We start from the raw sequence: 17415 nt of genomic DNA on the forward strand, positions 1-17415 counted from the left end.
TGAACGAATGCTCAGTTAGGCGTCAACAGCAGTTTTTGAGTGACGAATGAATGGGTCGCCCATGACTTGCTGATCGTCCTTTTTCAGCGCAAAGAATCCGTAGACTCCAGCAAGCAGCACTACCAACGAGATGGTGGTGAAGGTCTGGCGGTAGCCCACTTGATCGTGGAGCATGCCCAACGGTGTGGAGAGCAAGACGTTTCCAATTTGCGAAGATACTTGGAACCCAACCATGTACAAGGTTGCAGACAACGCCGGGTTGAAGTGCAGGGTGAAGTAACGGAACACCGGAAGAATGAACAACGGCGTTTCGATGGCGTGCAGCATCTTAATTGCGGAGACGAGCAGGGGATCATCAACGAGCGCGCAGCCCAAGATACGAACGAACATGATGGCGACACCCAAGAGCAGTGCTGAACGCACGCCCACGCGGCGCATTAGCAGAGGTACGAGTCCCAGCATGGCGGCTTCAACGAAGACCTGCACCGAGTTGAGGATGCCATACACTTGCTGACCGGTTTCCTGGTCTTCAAAGAGTCCCGTGTAGAAGTCGGGGAACATTTGCTGATCAAAAACCGTGTAGAACGTCCAGGACAGCATCACGAATACGATGATGAGCCACAGGCTTGGTAAACGGAAAAGGCCCAGCATTTCACGAAAGCCCGGAGTAGATGCTGGAGACAGTTTTCCGCTGGTTGGGAGAGGAGCTACTGGTTTGGCTTCGAAGCGCCAAAGCAACAACATCAGCAGGTGGACCAGTCCGAGTACCGAGCCGATCCAAAAATTCAGCATTGGGTTGATAGTAAACAGGAAGCCTGCAGCCAGTGCCACGACGGCGTAACCGAATGATCCCCACATGCGCGCTTGTCCGTATTCGAAGTTAAAGCGGCGGCTGTAGCGTTCGGTAAGCGCTTCAAAGAGGCCTACGCCTGCAAGGAATCCAACGGAGAATACGACTGCGCCGGCAATAACACCCATCATGAAATGGGACTGCAGCAGCGGCTGGTAGACCCACATGCAGAACGGTCCGGTAAGCGCGGTCACCGCGGCAATTACTACCGCAAGATGCTTTCTCAGACCCAGACGGTCTTGCAGTGCACCATAGCCGAACATCAAGAACAGCGTCACGAGCGAGTTCACCGAATAGACGGTACCGACCTGTGCGCCGCTGAGTCCCAAACCGTTGGATTCGCTGGTGAGCCAAATTTGGAAGAATGACCACCAAATTCCCCATGATGCGAAGAACAGTAGCATCGAGAAGGAACTGTGAAGGTACGTAGGGTTTCTAAGAGTTGTGCTTAGTCCAGTCATCTTTGCCCTGGTTTCTTTGTAATCGTTGGAAAGTTCTTAGTGAGCTAATGCGCGGGAGAAATCATTGACCCACGGTGGATTCGCACCGGCCTGTGCCACGGTTAATGCTGCCGAAGTTAACGCGTGGTGCAGCGCTTGCCTGATATCAGCTGGTTCGGAGGCGGTTCCGGTGCGGAGCGCGTGGGCTAGCTCAGGTAGCGAGAGCACACCGTAAAGAAGTCCGGACATGAACGCGTCACCGGCACCTATGGTGTCTTTCAGGTCTGTCGGCAAGGCCGAGATGTCATATCGATTTCCGTGGGCAACAGCTAGGCAGCCGTCACCACCTTGAGTCATCACCGCGAAAGCTGGCCCGAGGCTGGAAACATGCGCCAATACGTCCCACAGATCCAGATCAGGATAAAGCCACTGAGCGTCTACATCGCTGAGCTTAACGATATGACTCAGTCTCATCAGCAATTCGATTCGTTCGATTGCTGCTTCGCGGTCTTCCACCAGATCTGGACGAAGATTTGGGTCGTAACTACGCAGTGAACCAGTTGCGACATGAGAGAAGGCATCAACGATGCTCTGCCCCGAAGGTTCAATCCACGCGGCAATGGAGCCAGTATGCAAGAGTTCGGTGACGGCGTCTGCTGCCACCGGTGGAATCTGCTGGTGGATATCAAAGGTGTAATGGGCGTTTAGTTGCTCGTCAACGTGAACCTGAGCCACCGAGGTGGCCCGCTCGGTGACCGAGCCGGAAGCTACCTTCACACCTGCTTGCTTCAGATGCTCGGCAATTTGTTGCCCATGGGCATCTTGGCCAAATTCGGTATGGAATTGCACAACATGTCCTAGGCGAGCGAGTCCGACGGCAACGTTCAGTGGTGAACCACCGGGGTGGGCCAAACCCGAGACTACGTCTACTAACGATTCTCCCATGACGGTAATACTGCTCATGCGCTGCGCTCCAAGCTCGTTTCACTCAATGGCAGGACACCCGCAGCTGCGCGCGTGCTGCCGGAGTAATGGAGCACCCCAAAGGCTGGCGCAGCTTCGCCGGTGAGCTGATCGGTCAGCGAACGCCGGCCATCCGCACCCAGAATTTCAATGGAACCATGATCCAGAAGAACCTGGACGACTAGCTCGGTGGAGTCCTCTGGTAACGGCATGCGTTGGCTGGAAGCGTAGAGCTCATGCTCAACCTTGCCTGCGCCGCGGTGGTGCTGAATCAAAGTTGGTTCAACGGTCACTTCGCTGATCACGCTGTGATCTGCGCGGTGCAGGAGCAATCGTGCCTGTCCGGTGAAGTCAGCGGGGAGGCTCAGTTCCAAAAGTGCCGGGGTATTAAGCTCAATGCGCGTATCGCCGGTAAGCACCGCGCTGGTTCGTACAGGGGACTCGGGCAGGCCGCTAAGGCGTTGACGAATTTCAAAACCGCCGTCGCCAAGCTGCACCAAGTCCAGGGTGCGAGCTGCGCTCATGGAACCGCGCCAGCCGTCGTGGGGCAGATCGCGGGCGTAGTCCCAGTTGCTCATCCAAGCGATGATGGTTTGCTGGTCCACAGGCAGGCCGTGGAAACTGACGCCCGCGTAGAAGTCGCGGCCCCAGTCCAGCCAGCTGCCCTGGCTTAGCTGCTCGAAGGCCAGGGAATCATGGGCTTCCTGCTGCTTGTCGGGGGTGAATGTGAAACCGTCAAATTCTCCCACGAAGTATTGGGTTCCGGAGCCACCTGCCACGCCGCCGGGATTCAGCGAAACGAGCAGGACCCACTTGAGCTGATCGTTGCCGGTGACCGGCAGCTGGATGAGGTCCGGGCATTCCCAGATGCCGGCGATGGCTGCTTGCGGGCCGAAGCTAGATGCCTCGGTCCAGTCGATGAGGTTTTCCGAACGGTAGATCAGCACGCGGCGTTCGATGGCTTCTACTGCCACCATGACCCAGCACGAGCCCTGCGCGGATTCGTAGCGGAAGACCTTGGGATCACGGAAGTTCTTGGAACCACGGTCCAGTACCGGGTTCTGTGCGTACTTGGTGAAGGTTGCGCCACCGTCCAGCGAGTAGGCCAGCGCTTGGGACTGGTTGCTTTCGTCCTTGGCTGCCGCGGTGTACACCGCGATGATCGGCGCGGTGCTTCCGTCTCCGAGGCCGCTGGTGTTCTCCCGGTCCACAACGATGGAGCCGGAGAAGATGTCTGCGACATCCCCGTGCAGGATGGCGATGGGAAGTTCGGTCCAGTTCACCAGATCGGTGCTGACCGCGTGTCCCCAGGACATGTAGCCGTGGCCAACTCCGTTGGGGTTGTGCTGGAAGTACAGGTGGTATTGCTCGCCGTCAAAGAACAAACCGTTGGGATCATTGATCCAGTTTTTCTTGGGGGAGAAGTGAAGCTCTGGTCGCATGACCGCGAGTTGTTGTAGTTCGGGCAACGTCGTCATCCTTAATCAAGATATGCTAAATGGATTTAGCATAAGACTGTAACAGCGTCAGGACGTCGCTGCAATAGGCTAGGCTCGAATAATTGCAGGTACCCAGTCGCAAGAAGGACACGTGAATACGCAAAAAGCCAAGCGGGTAACGATAGCTGACGTCGCAGAAGCTTCAGGGATGTCAAGGGCCGCAGTCAGTTTGATCCTGAACAACAAGCCTGGGACCAGGCTTTCCGCAGAGGCCACCGAGAGGGTTCGCGCGGCAGCCAAGGAACTGGGTTACCGTCCAAATGCTGCCGCTCAGTCATTGCGCAGTGGCAAGACGCGAACCCTGGGACTGATTTCCGATCAGGTCACGGTCACACGTTTTGCTTCCGGCATGATCACCGGCATTCTTCGTGCAGCCGAGGAGCGCGGCCATACGGTGCTGATTGCAGAGACCTTTGGGAAACCTGATCAGCTAGCTGAAGCCATCCAGCAGATGGCTCATCGGGACGTTGATGGTCTCATCCTTGGATTTATGGATTCACGGAAACGTGACTTAAAAATCCCAGCCACGGGCCTGCCTACCGTATTGGTCAATGGTCTTGATGACAGCCCCTGCACCGCGGTGCTGCCGAACGAGCTGGATTCCGGTGCCCGTGCGGTGCACCGAGTTCTGGAAACCGGTGCTAAAAGCGTCGCGCTGATCGGAGCGCATCAAAATGCTGAGAATAACCCGGTGAGCTATCCGAGTATCACCCGCCGCTTCACTTCGCTTCGCAACGCCTTGCAAGAATCGAAACTTGAAGTACTCGGCGAATGGGTTCTCGAAGACTGGAATCCCACCGATGGATATGCGGCAACCGCTCAAATGCTCACCGATGGGCACCCGCCTGATGCCGTCATCTGCGCGAATGACCGCGTGGCCATGGGCGTCTTCCAGGCATTGGCCGAACAAGGACTAGTTCCCGGCAAGGATCTTTCGGTTCTTTCCTTCGATGATGAGATCATCGCTAGCTATCTGCGTCCGCAACTGACATCGATCAGACTTCCTTATGAAGAAATGGGAGCGCTCGCCGTTGAGCTACTTCTTGATGGAAAGCTGGATCCTGTTGAACATCAGGTGGAAATGCCGCTGATTGAGCGCGATTCAATGAAGGCCCGCTGAACCAAAGCTGACCGAGCTTGGGAGCTAAATATTCTTAGGGCTCGAACTGCAGGGAAGTACCACAGTCTCCTAGCGTGACTCATGAAGCTTCCTTGCCGAGAGTCGAATTGACTAGCCTCTTCACCTTGCCTGATCATCAAATTCCTGGATACCCAGAATAGTTTCTGGGTAGCTCCGTGCGCCCAAATATCTTGCTGCGCGAGATGCCGGTTCTGTCGAAAGCGCGCGATCTTCGCAGAGATCTACATTTATGCGCAAATAAGAATTGACTGCTTGACACCCATAAGTGATGTGCGTTACCTTATTTCTCAGCGTAGTAACGCGCGTTACTGAATCGTGTTAGCAAATCTGCAATACGGCCAGTTTCGTATTGATCTCAAGGGGGAGGAGGGGAAATGACGCAGCAATCCGTGACCATGGCCGATGTCGCCAAGGCGGCCGGCGTGAGCCGAACAACCGTCTCATTTGTGCTCAATGGCCGGATGGAAGCAAATATCCCCGAAGCCACCAGAGAGAGAATCAACCAGACGGCGCGCATGCTGGGCTACCGCCCCAATGCGGCCGCACGAACACTGGCTAGCAAACGCAGCGCCTGGTTCGGTCTGGTGACCGAGATTGCTACATCGCCATTTGCTACCGACGTGATCAAGGGAGCACAACGCTCGGCATGGAAAGATGGAAACTTTCTGCTCATCGCACCCAGCGATGATGACCCCGGCATGGAAATGCTCGCGGTGGAGAAGCTCCTTGAACAACAAGTAGGCGGGCTGATCATTGCAACCACCTGGCACCGAGAAATCATCGTGCCGGAGAATGCAAAATCGGTTCCCTGCGTTTTGGTCAACTGCTTCGACGCCGCCGGAGAATTTCCATCAATCGTCCCGGACGAAGTGGCAGGCGGTTACGCCGCAGCCGAAATCCTCGCACGGGCCGGACACACCAACATTGGCCATATCACTGTTGCCCAAGGAATCCCTGCTCAGATCGGGCGCCAAACCGGCATGAAGCAGGCTCTGCGGGATCACGGAATTAGCCAGGAAGAGTCAAAGATTGTTGCCGGTGACGGTACCGCCGATAGCGGATATCACGGAACTCAAGAGTTACTGGCTCAACCAGATCCGCCGACCGCGATCTTTTGCGGTAATGACCGGATCGCCATGGGCGCCTATGACGCAATCAAGGAACTCGGTTTGCGAGTGGGGGAAGACATCTCAATCGTCGGATTTGATGATCAAGAGATTCTGGCACCACATATGCGACCAAAACTGACAACCATCGCTTTGCCCTTTGAAGAAATGGGTATGGCAGGGGTGTCATTACTGAATCAAATGGTAGAGGGCTCACCGATTGAGAATCGCCAAATTACCATCGGCTGCCCTCCACGCATTCGTTCATCTGTGGCCATGCACGGCCAAAGATGAGCTTCCCCTCCGCTACACATCACATGAATGGATGAGGAACTTCCATGATAGTCAAATACTTACGCCGCGCGCACCTTGCCGTGGCTGCGACCGCAGTGGTCGGCGCGCTCGCGCTGACCGGATGCGTCGCATCAAATCCAGGCGGAACCGAAGCTGACGGCGCAACAACCAGTTCAGCGTTCCTCACCATCCCGCGTGAAGACATGGGTACCTTCTCCAGGAATTTCAACCCGTTCTCGCCCAACGCCGCGCCAATGACCGGCCAGTCCATCTACGAGTCCATGCTGGTTTACAACCCTGCCGGCGGCGACACGGTGCCCTGGCTGGCCACCGACTGGGAAGCGGGCAGCGACGGCAAGTCGCTGACCTTCACTTTGCGTCAAGGAGTCAAGTTCTCCGACGGCACCGAGCTGACCTCCAAGGACGTGAAGCTTTCGGTGGAACTGCAGAAGGAACTGCTCGGCGGCTACGACTACCTGAAGTCCATCAAGACCCCGGATAAGACCACCGTGGAGTTCACCTTCAAGAAGGCCTTCGCTCCGGCACTGTACGAATTGGGACAGCAGGTCATAGTGCCTGCGCACATCTGGTCCAAGTTCGACAAGCCGGGCAACGAAGAGAACCCGACCCCGGTCGGCACCGGCCCGTACACCGAGATCGCCAACTTCCAGGCCCAGTCCTTCGACCTGCAAAAGAACCCGAACTACTGGCAGCCCGAGAAGCAGAAGCTTGGCGGCATCCGGATGCTCGCCTTCGCCGGCAACGACGGTGCCAACCTGGCCGCCATCTCCGGCGATGTCGACTGGACCCAGACCTACATGCCAGACATCCAGACCACCTATGTGGACAAGGATCCAGAGCATCGCCACTACTGGTTCCCAACCACAGGCTCCGAGATCAACTGGCAGCTGAACACCACCAAGGAAGAATTCTCCGACGTGCGGGTGCGCAAAGCACTAAGCATGGCCGTTGACCGTGAACAGGCGGTCAAAGTTGGCATGAGTGACTACACCGTTCCGGCCGACTGCACCGGACTGTCGGGCAACTACGACCAGTGGCGTGATGCCTCGGTCGTAGAGAAATGCGACTGGACTAAGCGCGATCTTGAAGGCGCCAAGAAGTTGCTGGATGAAGCTGGCTACAAGGAAAACGCCCAAGGACAGCGCACCACCCCAGACGGTAAACCATTCACCTTCGACATCTCCGTGGGTTCAAGCTCCACTGACTGGCTGTCGGTAGCAAACATTATCGCGCAGAACCTTCAGGACGTGGGCATCAAGGCCACCGTTGATTCTCCCGACTGGGCCGCGGTGACCGCAGCCTACGAGACCGGTGAATTTGATACCGGCATCGTCTGGACTGCTAACGCTCCGACCCCGTATCAGTACTACCTGAACCTGATGGGAAGCGAAAACGTCAAGCCGGTCGGCAAGCAGACCTTTGATAACTACCACCGCTTCAGCGACAAAAAAGCAGATGACCTGCTGAACAAGTTTGTTGCTACCGGTGATGAAGGAGAGCAGAAGCAGGTCATCAATGACTTGCAGTCGCTGTATAGCGAACTAGCTCCGGTTGTGCCGTTGTTCCCTGGCCCGGAGTGGGGTGCCTACACCACCGAGAACTTTGTCGGTTGGCCCACCGAGGAAAACCCTTACGCGACTCTGAGCAACCGCGCACCGACCACCGTGCTGGTGCTCACCAACCTAGAACCCGCGAAATAGCATCAAGCTCCCACGTGGTGGGCAGCCTCTGGCTGCCCACCACGACGCGATCTTTCGTGAAGGACACATATTATGAGCTTCCTCTTCCGGCGTCTGGGCTTTTACCTGCTAGCCTTCTGGGCGTCCATCACCCTAAACTTTCTGCTGCCGCGGCTGATGCCCGGTGACCCGGTCACCCGCATGCTTTCCCGCTCGCAGCAACGCCTCGAACCACAGCAGGTCGACGCGCTACGCACCATGATGGGCGTAGACGGCGGCCCGCTCATCCCCGAATACTTCAGCTACCTTGGCCGCATCCTCACCGGCGATTTCGGCATGTCGATTTCCCGTTTCCCCACGCCAGTCGCCGAAGTTATCGCCTCTCAGCTGCCTTGGACCCTGCTGCTCGGTATCACCTCATTGGTGATCGCGGTGATCCTCGGCAACCTGCTGGGTATCCTGGCGGCCTGGCGCCGAGGCGGTTTCCTGGACTCGGTGGCTCCGCCACTGCTGGTATTCATCGGTTCCTTCCCGTACTTCTGGCTCGCCATGGGTGCGCTGTACATCTTTGGCATCAATATGGGTGTCGCCCCGATGCGCCACGCCTTCTCCGTGGGGCTGGTCCCCGGATTCAACCTTGAATTCATTTTGGATGTGGCAGCTCACCTGTTCCTGCCGGCACTAACTATTGTGCTGGTGTCCTTGGGCGGCTGGATGCTGGGCATGCGCAACACCATGATCGCAACCAACTCCGAGGATTACATCCTGATGGCCGAGGCCAAGGGCCTGCGCCCGCACCGCATCATGCTGAACTATGCCGCACGCAATGCCATGCTGCCCTCGGTGACAAGCATGGGTATGAGCATCGGGTTTATCGTCGGTGGAGCCTTGCTCACCGAAGTAGTGTTCGCCTACCCAGGCGTTGGCTACCAGCTGCTCGCTGCAGTCCAAGGCCTTGACTACCCCTTGATGCAGGGCATGTTCCTGACCATTACCGCCGCGGTGCTGATCGCGAACTTCCTTGTAGACCTGGTCTACGTCCGACTTGACCCTCGTGTGCGGAAGGGCTGAACCTCATGAGCCAGATAACCACAGATTCCCTGACTTTGATTCCCGAGGACTCGGCGGCAGAAAGCGCCGCGGATCGCGCTCGGCTGGGCGCCACACGCCTGCTGCGAACCTTGCTGCGCAATGGCAAGGCGGTGGCAGGGCTGAGCATCATTTTAGTGTTCATTGCGCTGGCCCTGCTGGCTCCGGTGTTCTTCCCGGGAGATCCGGCGCGCATCACCTCTGCCGGTGCCGCCGCTCCGAGTCTGGAACACTGGCTGGGCACCACCACCAAAGGCCAAGACGTCCTCGGTTTGACCTTGTGGGGCGCGCGCTCCTCGCTATTTGTCGGCTTTGCCGCCGGAATCTTGTCCACCGTGATCGGCGTGCTGATCGGATTGAGCGGCGCGTACTTCGGCCGTGGTCTGGACGAGGCGCTTTCGCTGGTGACCAATGTGTTCCTGCTGGTTCCGGGTCTGCCGTTGTTGGTCATCCTGGCAGCATTCATGCCGCCGGGCCTTGGAACGGTCATCGTGGTGCTGGTGATTACCGGTTGGGCCGGTAGTGCCCGCGTCATGCGTTCTCAAGCCATGTCCATTCGGGGCAAAGATTATGTGGCGGCCGCTCAGGTATCCGGTGAACGTCCACTGCGCATTATGGTGCGCGAGATCTTGCCGAATATGGCCTCGGTGGTCATGACCACCCTGCTGGGCTGCATTATCGGTTCCATTGGTGCCCAGGCCGGACTCGAATTCCTGGGTCTGGGAGACGTCAACACGCTCTCCTGGGGCACCAACCTGTTCTGGGCTACCAGCGATGGTTCGCTGATGCTCGGCCAGTGGTGGATTTTTGTTCCATCGGGTCTGGCTATTGCGTTAGTGGCCTTCGCCTTGGCGTTGTGCAACTACGCGGTAGATGAGATTACCAACCCGCGCCTGCGCCGGCCTAAGCATGCAACGAAGAGCACCGCGGCGACCACCGTGGCGCGAAAGGAAGAAAAATGAGCGTCCCGGTATTGGAAGTCCAGGACCTGACCGTCGAATACGTCAGCGACGAGCGTGCGGTCCGCGGTGCGGACCGGGTCAGCTTCACCATCCATTCTGGTGAGATCTTTGGCCTCGCGGGCGAGTCCGGCTGCGGCAAGTCCACGATCGCGAACTCGATCATGCGTCTGCTCAAGGACCCGGCGCGGATCAGCAACGGCAAAGTCCTCTTTGACGGCACGGACGTGCTGGGCATGGATGAGGCAGCGTTGCGTGCCTGGCGTTGGAATAACGTGGCCATGGTGTTCCAGTCGGCCATGAACTCCCTGAACCCGGTCACCCGTATCGGTGAGCAATTCATCGACGTGATCCGCACCCACCGTGGCGGTACCCGGGCGGCCGCGCTGCATCGCGCCCACGAACTGCTTAAGATGGTGCGCATTGATCCGGTACGGTTGCGCGCTTACCCGCACCAGCTGTCCGGAGGCCAGCGCCAACGCATTGTCATCGCCATGGCCTGTGCTTTGAACCCGCGGCTGTTGATCCTTGATGAACCTACTACTGCGCTAGATGTGGTGGTGCAGCAGGAGATCTTGGAGCAGATCCGTGAACTGCAAAATGAACTTGGCTTCGCGATTTTGTTCATCACCCACGACATGTCGTTGATGCTTGAACTCTCTGACCGTATTGGCATCATGTATGGCGGTCGTATTGTGGAGCTAGCTCCGGCGACAACGCTGCGCCATGGTTCCCGGCACCCTTATACTCAAGCGCTGCTGGGAGCTTTCCCACCTCTGCATGGCCCACGGGTTAAGCTCACCGGGCTGGCCGAAGGCACCAAATTCACCAACATCCAGGATCTGGAAGACACCGGTGAGGGCCATTGGGTGGCTCCCTCGGATCAGCCTGTGCTGTCGCAAGGAGAACTGCTATGACTTCAACTGCAATCCAGCGGACCGCAGTGGGCCCGGCCGTGCGAATCCGTTCGCTGAGCAAATCGTTCACCAGCTCCGCGTTGTTTAGTCGAAAGAAAATTCCTGCCTTGCGGGATATCGATCTGGAGATGCAACGCGGGGAAATCGTGGCACTGGTGGGGGAATCGGGCTCCGGCAAGTCGACGCTGGCCCGTTGTCTTGCTCTGCTTGAAACTCCGGATTCCGGCGAGGTTCTAGTTAATGGAAAAGATATTGCGGGGCTGAAGGGGGCAGCGGTGCGCAAGTACCGCAGCGAAGTGCAGATGGTCTTCCAAGACCCCTTCGGTTCGCTGAATCCTACCTTCCGCGTGGAGCATATATTAGAACGTGCCTTGGCTCTGCACCAGCCAGAAATTAAGTCAAAGCGCAGTGAAATGGCAAAGCTGGTGAGTACCGTGGGCCTCAGCCCGGATGTGCTCTCGTCCTTCCCGCATGAGCTCTCTGGCGGACAGCGTCAGCGCATCGCGATTGCCCGAGTGCTGGCGGCCAAGCCGAGCATCATTCTGGCCGACGAACCGACCTCAATGCTAGACGTCTCGGTGCGCATTGGTGTGTTGAACCTGCTGCATAAGCTGCGTGACGAGCATGGGATCACCATCTTGTACGTCACCCACGATCTGGCTTCGGCCCGTTATCTCTCGGACCGAATTGCCGTGCTCAACGAGGGGCGAATCGTGGAATCAGGAGAATCCGTGCAACTGCTGGATCACCCGAGCCATCCATATACTCAACTGCTCGTGGGTGCGGTGCCTGACCCTGACCGAGACAGTAGCTTCGACGCACCAAAGCGCGCGGCCCTGCGCGAACAAATCCAGCGCTGGTCCACCAGCGCCAACCTGCAAAAGCACATTATCGATGAATCAAGCCAGCACTGGGTGCTGGCGGACGAAAGCGAAATGACATGAGTGCGAACAAAGACATGGTCCATGGCGGACCGTCCAGACGAAGCATCGTTGCCACCCTGACCTCGGCCACTGCATTGACGCTGACCGGACTAGGCACTGGGGCGGCCGTTGCGGCCCCTGAAAAACGGGGAAAAAATGACAAGAAGGCTTCTGCCGCGATGAGCTACCGTCCCAGTTATCACTTCAGCGTTCCGGATAATTGGAAAAATGACCCGCAGCGTCCGGTGTATCTGGACGGTGAATACCTGTACTACTACCTTTACAACGAGGACTACATGCTCGGTGGCAGCGGTACAAGCTGGCGTTTGGCGACCACCAAGGACCACGTGAACTTCACCGACCACGGCGTAGCCATCAGCAAGCATGAAAGTCCTAATGGGGATTGCTGGTCCGGCTCGATTGTTATCGATGAAAAGAACACCGCGGGCTACGGGAAAGGCGCGTTGATTGCTCTGGTCACCCAGGCACCGGGCGGGGTGCAAGCCCAGTACCTCTGGTACTCCACCGATAAGGGACGCAGCTTCAAACCCGGTGGAACCAAGCCGGTGCTGGCCAACCCAGGCGTGGAAGCTTTCCGAGACCCGAAGATCATCTGGCATGAGCAAAGCTCACAGTGGGTCATGCTTAATGCCGAGGGGGACCGCATCGGGTTGTATACCTCGGTGAACCTGAAGCGGTGGAAAAGAACCAGCGAATTTGTGCGCACCACCTTGGGCACCCTCGAATGCCCGGACCTGTTTCAGATCCAGGCTTCTGACGGAACCAAACAATGGGTGCTTGGCACCAGCGCCAATGGCAAGCCACATGATCTGCCCGCCACCTACGCATACTGGGTGGGCGACTTTGATGGAAAGGCCTTCACCACCAAGGAAGATGATCCGCAATGGCTTGACTGGGGCTTTGACTTCTATGGTGCGGTGACCTATCCGGATCATCGTGCCGACGGGAGTGAAAATCCCAAACTGCGCCGTGTCATTGGGTGGAACAACTTCTGGGATTACCCACACAATGCCCCAAGCATGGCCACAGATGGCTACAACGGTGATGACATGATTGTGCGCGAGGTGCGGATGATCGCCGGTGCTGAAGGCTACTATCTCGCCTCGGTTCCGGTAAAGCAGTTGGATAAGCTGGCCGGTCCGGCGAAAAGCTTAGGCAGCCCGGCGGTATCCGGGGAGCAGGTATTGGATTTCTCGGGCAGCGCCTATGAGCTGGAATGCGAATTAAGCTGGGATCCGGCCAACCCGCCGGAGAACGTGGGATTTGAGCTGTGCCGGGCAAAAACCGGCACGCGTCACGTGGCCACCGGAATCTATCTGGCTGGAGGGTTCGCCTACGTGAACCGCAAGCCAAGTTTCCACCCCGGGGATAAGAGCGAAACCAAAAGCCCAATAGAGGCACCAAGCGGAAGACTCAAGGTGCGCATCCTAGTGGACCGCTCCAGCGTCGAAGTGTTCTTGGGGGACGGCAGGATCGTCCACTCACACCGGGTATTCCCGCTGGCTTCGGATTCCGGGATCAAATTGTTCGTTTCGGGCGGGACAGCAACGTACAAGAACCTCACCGTGCGCAAGCTGGCATTCGCTTAGAAATTATTCGCGGGCTCGGTCGAGACTAGTGTGGCCCGGGGAAGTTTGCTTCCCCGGGCCATCCCTACTTTTCCTGGCGCAAAGAGGGGTATCCGACCGGTCGTGTGATCGCCTGCTACGGGGAATTGCGGATCTTGCTGAGGATTTTGTAAGTCATGATGAGTGCTGGCATCAGGTCGCGGTTCAACAAAGTTCCAGAGCCTGTCAGTTTGTTTGTGTAAGCCCCTAGTCACATCCGTTATTCAAGGGTTCGTAATACTCAATTCAAATAAGGTTCAATACGCTCCGGATACGCCATCGCCAGCTGCTGCAAGGCCTGCTTCCAGCCACTGGTCCCGGCACCTTCCACCAGATACGAACCAGCGCCAGCCCTCGGGGTACGGCCCTTCTTCTGCGCGTCCTTGAACCGCTCCCGGGCACGCTTATCCTCGATATTGCAGATCGCCAACCACAGCATTTTCACCGCTGCTGCATCGGAGGGGAAATGGCCACGGGACTTGGTGACCTTGCGCAGCTGGTAGTTCATCGATTCAATCGCGTTCGTCGTGTAAATGACCTTGCGCAGCTCCGGTGGGAACGCCAGGAACGGGGTGAACCGTTCCCACGCATTGCGCCACGTCGCCACCGCTGACGGATACTTTTTTCCTAGCGTGCTGGCCTCGAAATCATCCAAGGATTTCAGTGCGGCTTCGATGCTCGGAGCCGTGTAAATGCTCTTCAACTGCTTGCTGACTTCCTTGCGATCCCCGTAGGACACGAACCGGTTCGCCGCCCTAATCAGGTGCACCACGCACGTTTGCACCGTCGCCCGAGCCCAGGTCGCTTCGATCGCTTCCGGGAACCCGGTCAGCCCGTCGCAGCAAGCGATGAGCACGTCCTTCACGCCGCGGTTGGCCAGTTGGGCGCAGACTTGCGCCCAGAACTTCGCACCTTCGTTCTCCGTCACCCAGATCCCCAGCACGTGTTTGATGCCTTCCACGGTGACGCCGATAGCCATATGCGCGGCCTTGTTCCGCACCTGGTGCCCGTCGCGGACCTTGATGACAATCGCATCCAGCTAGAGGATCGGGTAGAACTCTTCCAGCGGGCGTTCCTGCCACGTAGCAACCTCATCGAGCACCTCGTCGGTGATCTTGGAGATCGTGTCGTGGGACAGCTGGGTGCCGACGGTGGTTTCCAGATGGTAGGCGATATCCCGGACGGTCATCCCACCGGCATAGAGGGAAATGATCATCTCGTCCAGCCCGCCGGTGCGGCGTGAGCCCTTGGGCACCAGAGTCGGGACGAACGTGCCGGCTCGGTCCCGCGGGATCTGCAGGTCAACATCGCCGGCGATAGTGGACACGGTCTTGGGGTAGGAACCATTGCGGGAGTTCGGCGCGAACCGTCCTTGCCCGTCGCCTTTGTCGTAGCCCAGGTGGCTGCTGAGCTCTGATTTCAGGCCGCGTTCCAGCCCTGCGCGGATGATCTGCTGAATGAAGCCGTTTTTGCCGTCGAGCTGGATCTCGCCTCGGTCAATGAAGCCCATGAGTTCGTCAAAAGCACCTGATTCCTTCACGGCGTCCATGGATCCCAGGGCGGCGATTTTCTCGGCGATGTCGGAGGCGTTTTCCACTGTCTGTTCGGCCTGGTCTTTCTGGGTGGTCATATTGTGTTTTTCCTAGTCTCTTTCTATCAATTGACTAGGGGTCTTACACAATCCATCTGACAGGCTCCTTGGTCGTGTTCTCTTCGGGAATGGCAGCGACCCGAGCGCATTCTTGACGTGCCGTATTGCGCGTCATGGACTGGAGCGTTCCGGTAAAGACGACAACACGCCCATAGAGTTATCCATCAGAGTCGGCATTTGCATTTACTGAAACAGGCGTGAATCCACGCGATGACGAACTCTGCGCCACACTTCCTGAATATTTTCCCAGGCTCATGGTTCCGAGGCGGACACCGATTTTTTGTGCTAAGTCCTGTACATCCGTGGCGTTTTCTCGCTGTGCTAGCTGGTTGACGATCTTCACGACCGCTTCTGCATCGGCGTGGGCGTCGTGGTGGTTCTCTAGTGAGAAACCTAAAGAAGCAGCGACATAAGGCAGCCGGTAGGAGGGAAGTGCCAGTGCCTTTCGTGCCGCTACCAGCGTGCAAAGAAAATCGAATGCAGGCCATTGGATGTCGTCAGCTGCACAGGCGTAGCGGATCACTCCGGTATCGAAAGCTGCGTTATGGGCCACCAGCGTGTCTGCCCCAACGAAGTCCACGATATGAGGCAACACTTCCTTCCACCGCGGTGCCTCGGCGACCATTTCGGGGGTGATCCCGTGAATATTCATGTTCCAGGGATCGAACCAGTCCGCCGCTTCTGGAGGACGAATAAGCCAGTGGCATTGCTCGGTGATTTCTCCATCACGTACGCGGATGAGCCCAACCGCGCATGGAGATCCACGGAAGGAATTAGCGGTTTCGAAGTCAATCGCAGTAAAGTCCAACACTGTTATCGCTAGCCCCTGGTTGATGCTGACGCGTTCTTGGCGTGCTTTCTGACTGTTTATGAGTACTGCAGAGCTAGGCGATCATGTGGCGCAAGAACCCTGGTAGCGCCAGTGTTAAGGACTAGCAATTCATTGAATAACAATGGTCGATCGAGGCTGATGGCTGCTCAGGTTCTCAAGAAAAAGAAACCATCGCCTGCTAAGCCGCCGCACGGTGCAAAACGAATGAGATAGTCAGACGCCGATGTTTCCAGCATGCGTCAAAGTTAGAGACAAAGTAGCTTACCATCGAGGCATAGCGATAGATTCAACCTCAGAACCAACTCTGGCTAGACTAGGGACGCTAACTTTTTGAGGGAGCTTGCTTTGAATCTACGTGGACATCTTGACTCCGAAGCTTTTGCCAAGCTCTCAGCGCTGGCCAGTAAGCAGGCACCTCGCGAGAAGGTGCTTGACGTCAAGAAGTTTGCTCCACAAGCTATCGAGCCATCAACTGATGAAAAGCGGCGGCTGGCCAAGGCGAAGGCAAGAATTGAGCGCCATGAGCGCAGGAAGCAAGCGCATGCAGCGCGATCTGCCGCCCCGAAAACACCGAAACCAGCTCCTGCCAGGGTAAAGGCTAATCGCAGCCGAAAATTGGCGCCAGCGACCGTCGAGATCCGTAAGGTCAACGGGTTGCCATTTCCAGCAAGTGCCCTACCTGCGACTCGGCAACTGGCGCTGGTAGTGAGCCCAATGCCGAAGCAAGTTACTCACAATGCGGCGCCGCAGGATGCGCGGCTGCAGGCTGTGAAGAACCAGGCAATGAAAACGGTTCACAAGAAGTATCGGAAGCCGGATGCCAAAGTTCGACTGGAGGTGGCTGAATCACAGCTTGAGATCTCAGAAAGCGAGCTCCTCGCACTCTGCGATGAGCTCAGCATCGAGCCGCAGTCTAAAGACGGCATGGAGTACTTGACCGGTGCTGACTTCGAGAAACTGCGGTACCACATCCCGGTGAAGGGGCTTGAGCCAAAACTCACCACATCTTCGACCTTCGAAGCGCGGCTCCGCCAGACCTATGGCGCTAATCAATGGGCGGCTGAGGGAACCCCGCTGGAACGATATGAAGCGAAGGAAGCTCAGCGCAGCAAGGAGCATCATCCTGCTAAAGCAAAGACCGACGCGGATCGGGTGCCATACGTCAAAATTGTTTCAGGCGGTCTGCCGACCCTCGGCAGAGGTCATAAATAAGCTTCGGGGCTGCGCTTGACACTACTTATTTGACGCGGCAACTTGTTCACGGCTGGTGCTTGATCCAGAAACCAATTAAAAACGTGACCTCTAGATACATCAGTAACAGTTCTGTATCAACACCTCGGCAAGAATTCATGTATCGAGACATCGGTGACAGTTAGCCTCATGTTTCGCAGAACGCGAACCAGTCCAATTTCAAGACACCTTG

The 17415-nt window shown here is 57.1% G+C and carries 13 protein-coding genes and 1 pseudogene; 9 read left to right on the forward strand and 5 right to left on the reverse strand.

All coding sequences use genetic code 11. The features are described 5' to 3' along the window. Positions 1-15: 15 nt before the first annotated feature. Genes CQ019_RS01570 through CQ019_RS01580 form a run of 3 tightly spaced genes read right to left on the reverse strand, consistent with a single transcriptional unit; the run spans position 16 to position 3695 of the window. Complete coding sequence (locus CQ019_RS01570) at positions 16-1311, reverse strand: MFS transporter (protein WP_105568762.1); 1296 nt, start codon at positions 1309-1311, stop codon at positions 16-18. Between the two features lie 36 nt (positions 1312-1347). Next, positions 1348-2253, reverse strand: a complete 906-nt coding sequence (locus CQ019_RS01575; protein ID WP_105568763.1) for a carbohydrate kinase — start codon at positions 2251-2253, stop codon at positions 1348-1350. Continuing rightward, entirely contained in the window at positions 2250-3695 is a 1446-nt protein-coding gene (locus CQ019_RS01580) for a glycoside hydrolase family 32 protein (RefSeq protein ID WP_181148215.1), read from the reverse strand. The genes CQ019_RS01575 and CQ019_RS01580 overlap by 4 nt, the downstream gene beginning before the upstream one ends. 148 nt (positions 3696-3843) lie before the next feature. Here CQ019_RS01580 and CQ019_RS01585 point away from each other — a divergent pair, with 148 nt between their 5' ends. The 8 genes from CQ019_RS01585 to CQ019_RS01620 all read left to right on the forward strand — a co-directional run bounded on the left by CQ019_RS01585 (position 3844) and on the right by CQ019_RS01620 (position 13491). Beyond that, positions 3844-4872 carry a LacI family DNA-binding transcriptional regulator gene (locus tag CQ019_RS01585; protein WP_258133807.1) on the forward strand — a complete coding sequence of 343 codons (1029 nt, stop codon included), beginning with the start codon at positions 3844-3846 and terminating at the stop codon, positions 4870-4872. Positions 4873-5267: 395 nt separating this feature from the next. Then, entirely contained in the window at positions 5268-6293 is a 1026-nt protein-coding gene (locus CQ019_RS01590) for a LacI family DNA-binding transcriptional regulator (RefSeq protein ID WP_105568765.1), read from the forward strand. Between the two features lie 44 nt (positions 6294-6337). Then, the gene (locus tag CQ019_RS01595; protein ID WP_105568766.1) at positions 6338-8014 is read left to right on the forward strand and encodes an ABC transporter substrate-binding protein; all 1677 of its coding nucleotides are present in this window, start codon (positions 6338-6340) and stop codon (positions 8012-8014) included. Positions 8015-8086: 72 nt separating this feature from the next. Then, positions 8087-9064, forward strand: a complete 978-nt coding sequence (locus tag CQ019_RS01600; RefSeq protein ID WP_105568767.1) for an ABC transporter permease — start codon at positions 8087-8089, stop codon at positions 9062-9064. Between the two features lie 5 nt (positions 9065-9069). Next, the gene (locus tag CQ019_RS01605) at positions 9070-10044 is read left to right on the forward strand and encodes an ABC transporter permease (protein WP_105568768.1); all 975 of its coding nucleotides are present in this window, start codon (positions 9070-9072) and stop codon (positions 10042-10044) included. Further along, a complete protein-coding gene (locus CQ019_RS01610) occupies positions 10041-10958 on the forward strand; it encodes an ABC transporter ATP-binding protein (RefSeq protein WP_105568769.1) in 918 nt (305 codons plus the stop codon). The genes CQ019_RS01605 and CQ019_RS01610 overlap by 4 nt, the downstream gene beginning before the upstream one ends. Beyond that, positions 10955-11902, forward strand: a complete 948-nt coding sequence (locus tag CQ019_RS01615; protein ID WP_105568770.1) for an ABC transporter ATP-binding protein — start codon at positions 10955-10957, stop codon at positions 11900-11902. Before CQ019_RS01610 ends, CQ019_RS01615 begins: the two co-directional genes overlap by 4 nt. Beyond that, complete coding sequence (locus CQ019_RS01620; RefSeq protein ID WP_258133808.1) at positions 11899-13491, forward strand: glycoside hydrolase family 32 protein; 1593 nt, start codon at positions 11899-11901, stop codon at positions 13489-13491. Before CQ019_RS01615 ends, CQ019_RS01620 begins: the two co-directional genes overlap by 4 nt. Positions 13492-13750: 259 nt before the next feature. On the opposite strand, the pseudogene CQ019_RS01625 reads toward CQ019_RS01620, so the two are convergent. Both CQ019_RS01625 and CQ019_RS01630 read right to left on the reverse strand, forming a co-directional pair. After that, positions 13751-15139, reverse strand: a pseudogene (locus CQ019_RS01625) (IS256 family transposase). Positions 15140-15317: 178 nt separating this feature from the next. Next, complete coding sequence (locus tag CQ019_RS01630) at positions 15318-15971, reverse strand: 3'-5' exonuclease (protein WP_258137238.1); 654 nt, start codon at positions 15969-15971, stop codon at positions 15318-15320. A 366-nt stretch (positions 15972-16337) separates the two neighbouring features. On the opposite strand from CQ019_RS01630, the gene CQ019_RS18155 reads away from it, so the two are divergent. After that, on the forward strand, positions 16338-17204 hold the full coding sequence (locus CQ019_RS18155; protein ID WP_146113296.1) for a hypothetical protein: 867 nt from the start codon (positions 16338-16340) through the stop codon (positions 17202-17204). The last annotated feature ends 211 nt before the right edge of the window (positions 17205-17415 follow it).

This window comes from Arthrobacter sp. MYb229, assembly GCF_002975405.1.
Taxonomy (GTDB): domain Bacteria; phylum Actinomycetota; class Actinomycetes; order Actinomycetales; family Micrococcaceae; genus Glutamicibacter.

What these genes read in the sequence shown, in the direction of transcription:
- CQ019_RS01570 (WP_105568762.1), bottom strand. Translation starts at nt 1,311, where the DNA reads ATGACTGGACTAAGCACAACTCTTAGAAACCCTACGTACCTTCACAGT.
- CQ019_RS01575 (WP_105568763.1), bottom strand. Translation starts at nt 2,253, where the DNA reads ATGAGCAGTATTACCGTCATGGGAGAATCGTTAGTAGACGTAGTCTCG.
- CQ019_RS01580 (WP_181148215.1), bottom strand. Translation starts at nt 3,695, where the DNA reads ATGCGACCAGAGCTTCACTTCTCCCCCAAGAAAAACTGGATCAATGAT.
- CQ019_RS01590 (WP_105568765.1), top strand. Translation starts at nt 5,268, where the DNA reads ATGACGCAGCAATCCGTGACCATGGCCGATGTCGCCAAGGCGGCCGGC.
- CQ019_RS01595 (WP_105568766.1), top strand. Translation starts at nt 6,338, where the DNA reads ATGATAGTCAAATACTTACGCCGCGCGCACCTTGCCGTGGCTGCGACC.
- CQ019_RS01600 (WP_105568767.1), top strand. Translation starts at nt 8,087, where the DNA reads ATGAGCTTCCTCTTCCGGCGTCTGGGCTTTTACCTGCTAGCCTTCTGG.
- CQ019_RS01605 (WP_105568768.1), top strand. Translation starts at nt 9,070, where the DNA reads ATGAGCCAGATAACCACAGATTCCCTGACTTTGATTCCCGAGGACTCG.
- CQ019_RS01610 (WP_105568769.1), top strand. Translation starts at nt 10,041, where the DNA reads ATGAGCGTCCCGGTATTGGAAGTCCAGGACCTGACCGTCGAATACGTC.
- CQ019_RS01615 (WP_105568770.1), top strand. Translation starts at nt 10,955, where the DNA reads ATGACTTCAACTGCAATCCAGCGGACCGCAGTGGGCCCGGCCGTGCGA.
- CQ019_RS01620 (WP_258133808.1), top strand. Translation starts at nt 11,899, where the DNA reads ATGAGTGCGAACAAAGACATGGTCCATGGCGGACCGTCCAGACGAAGC.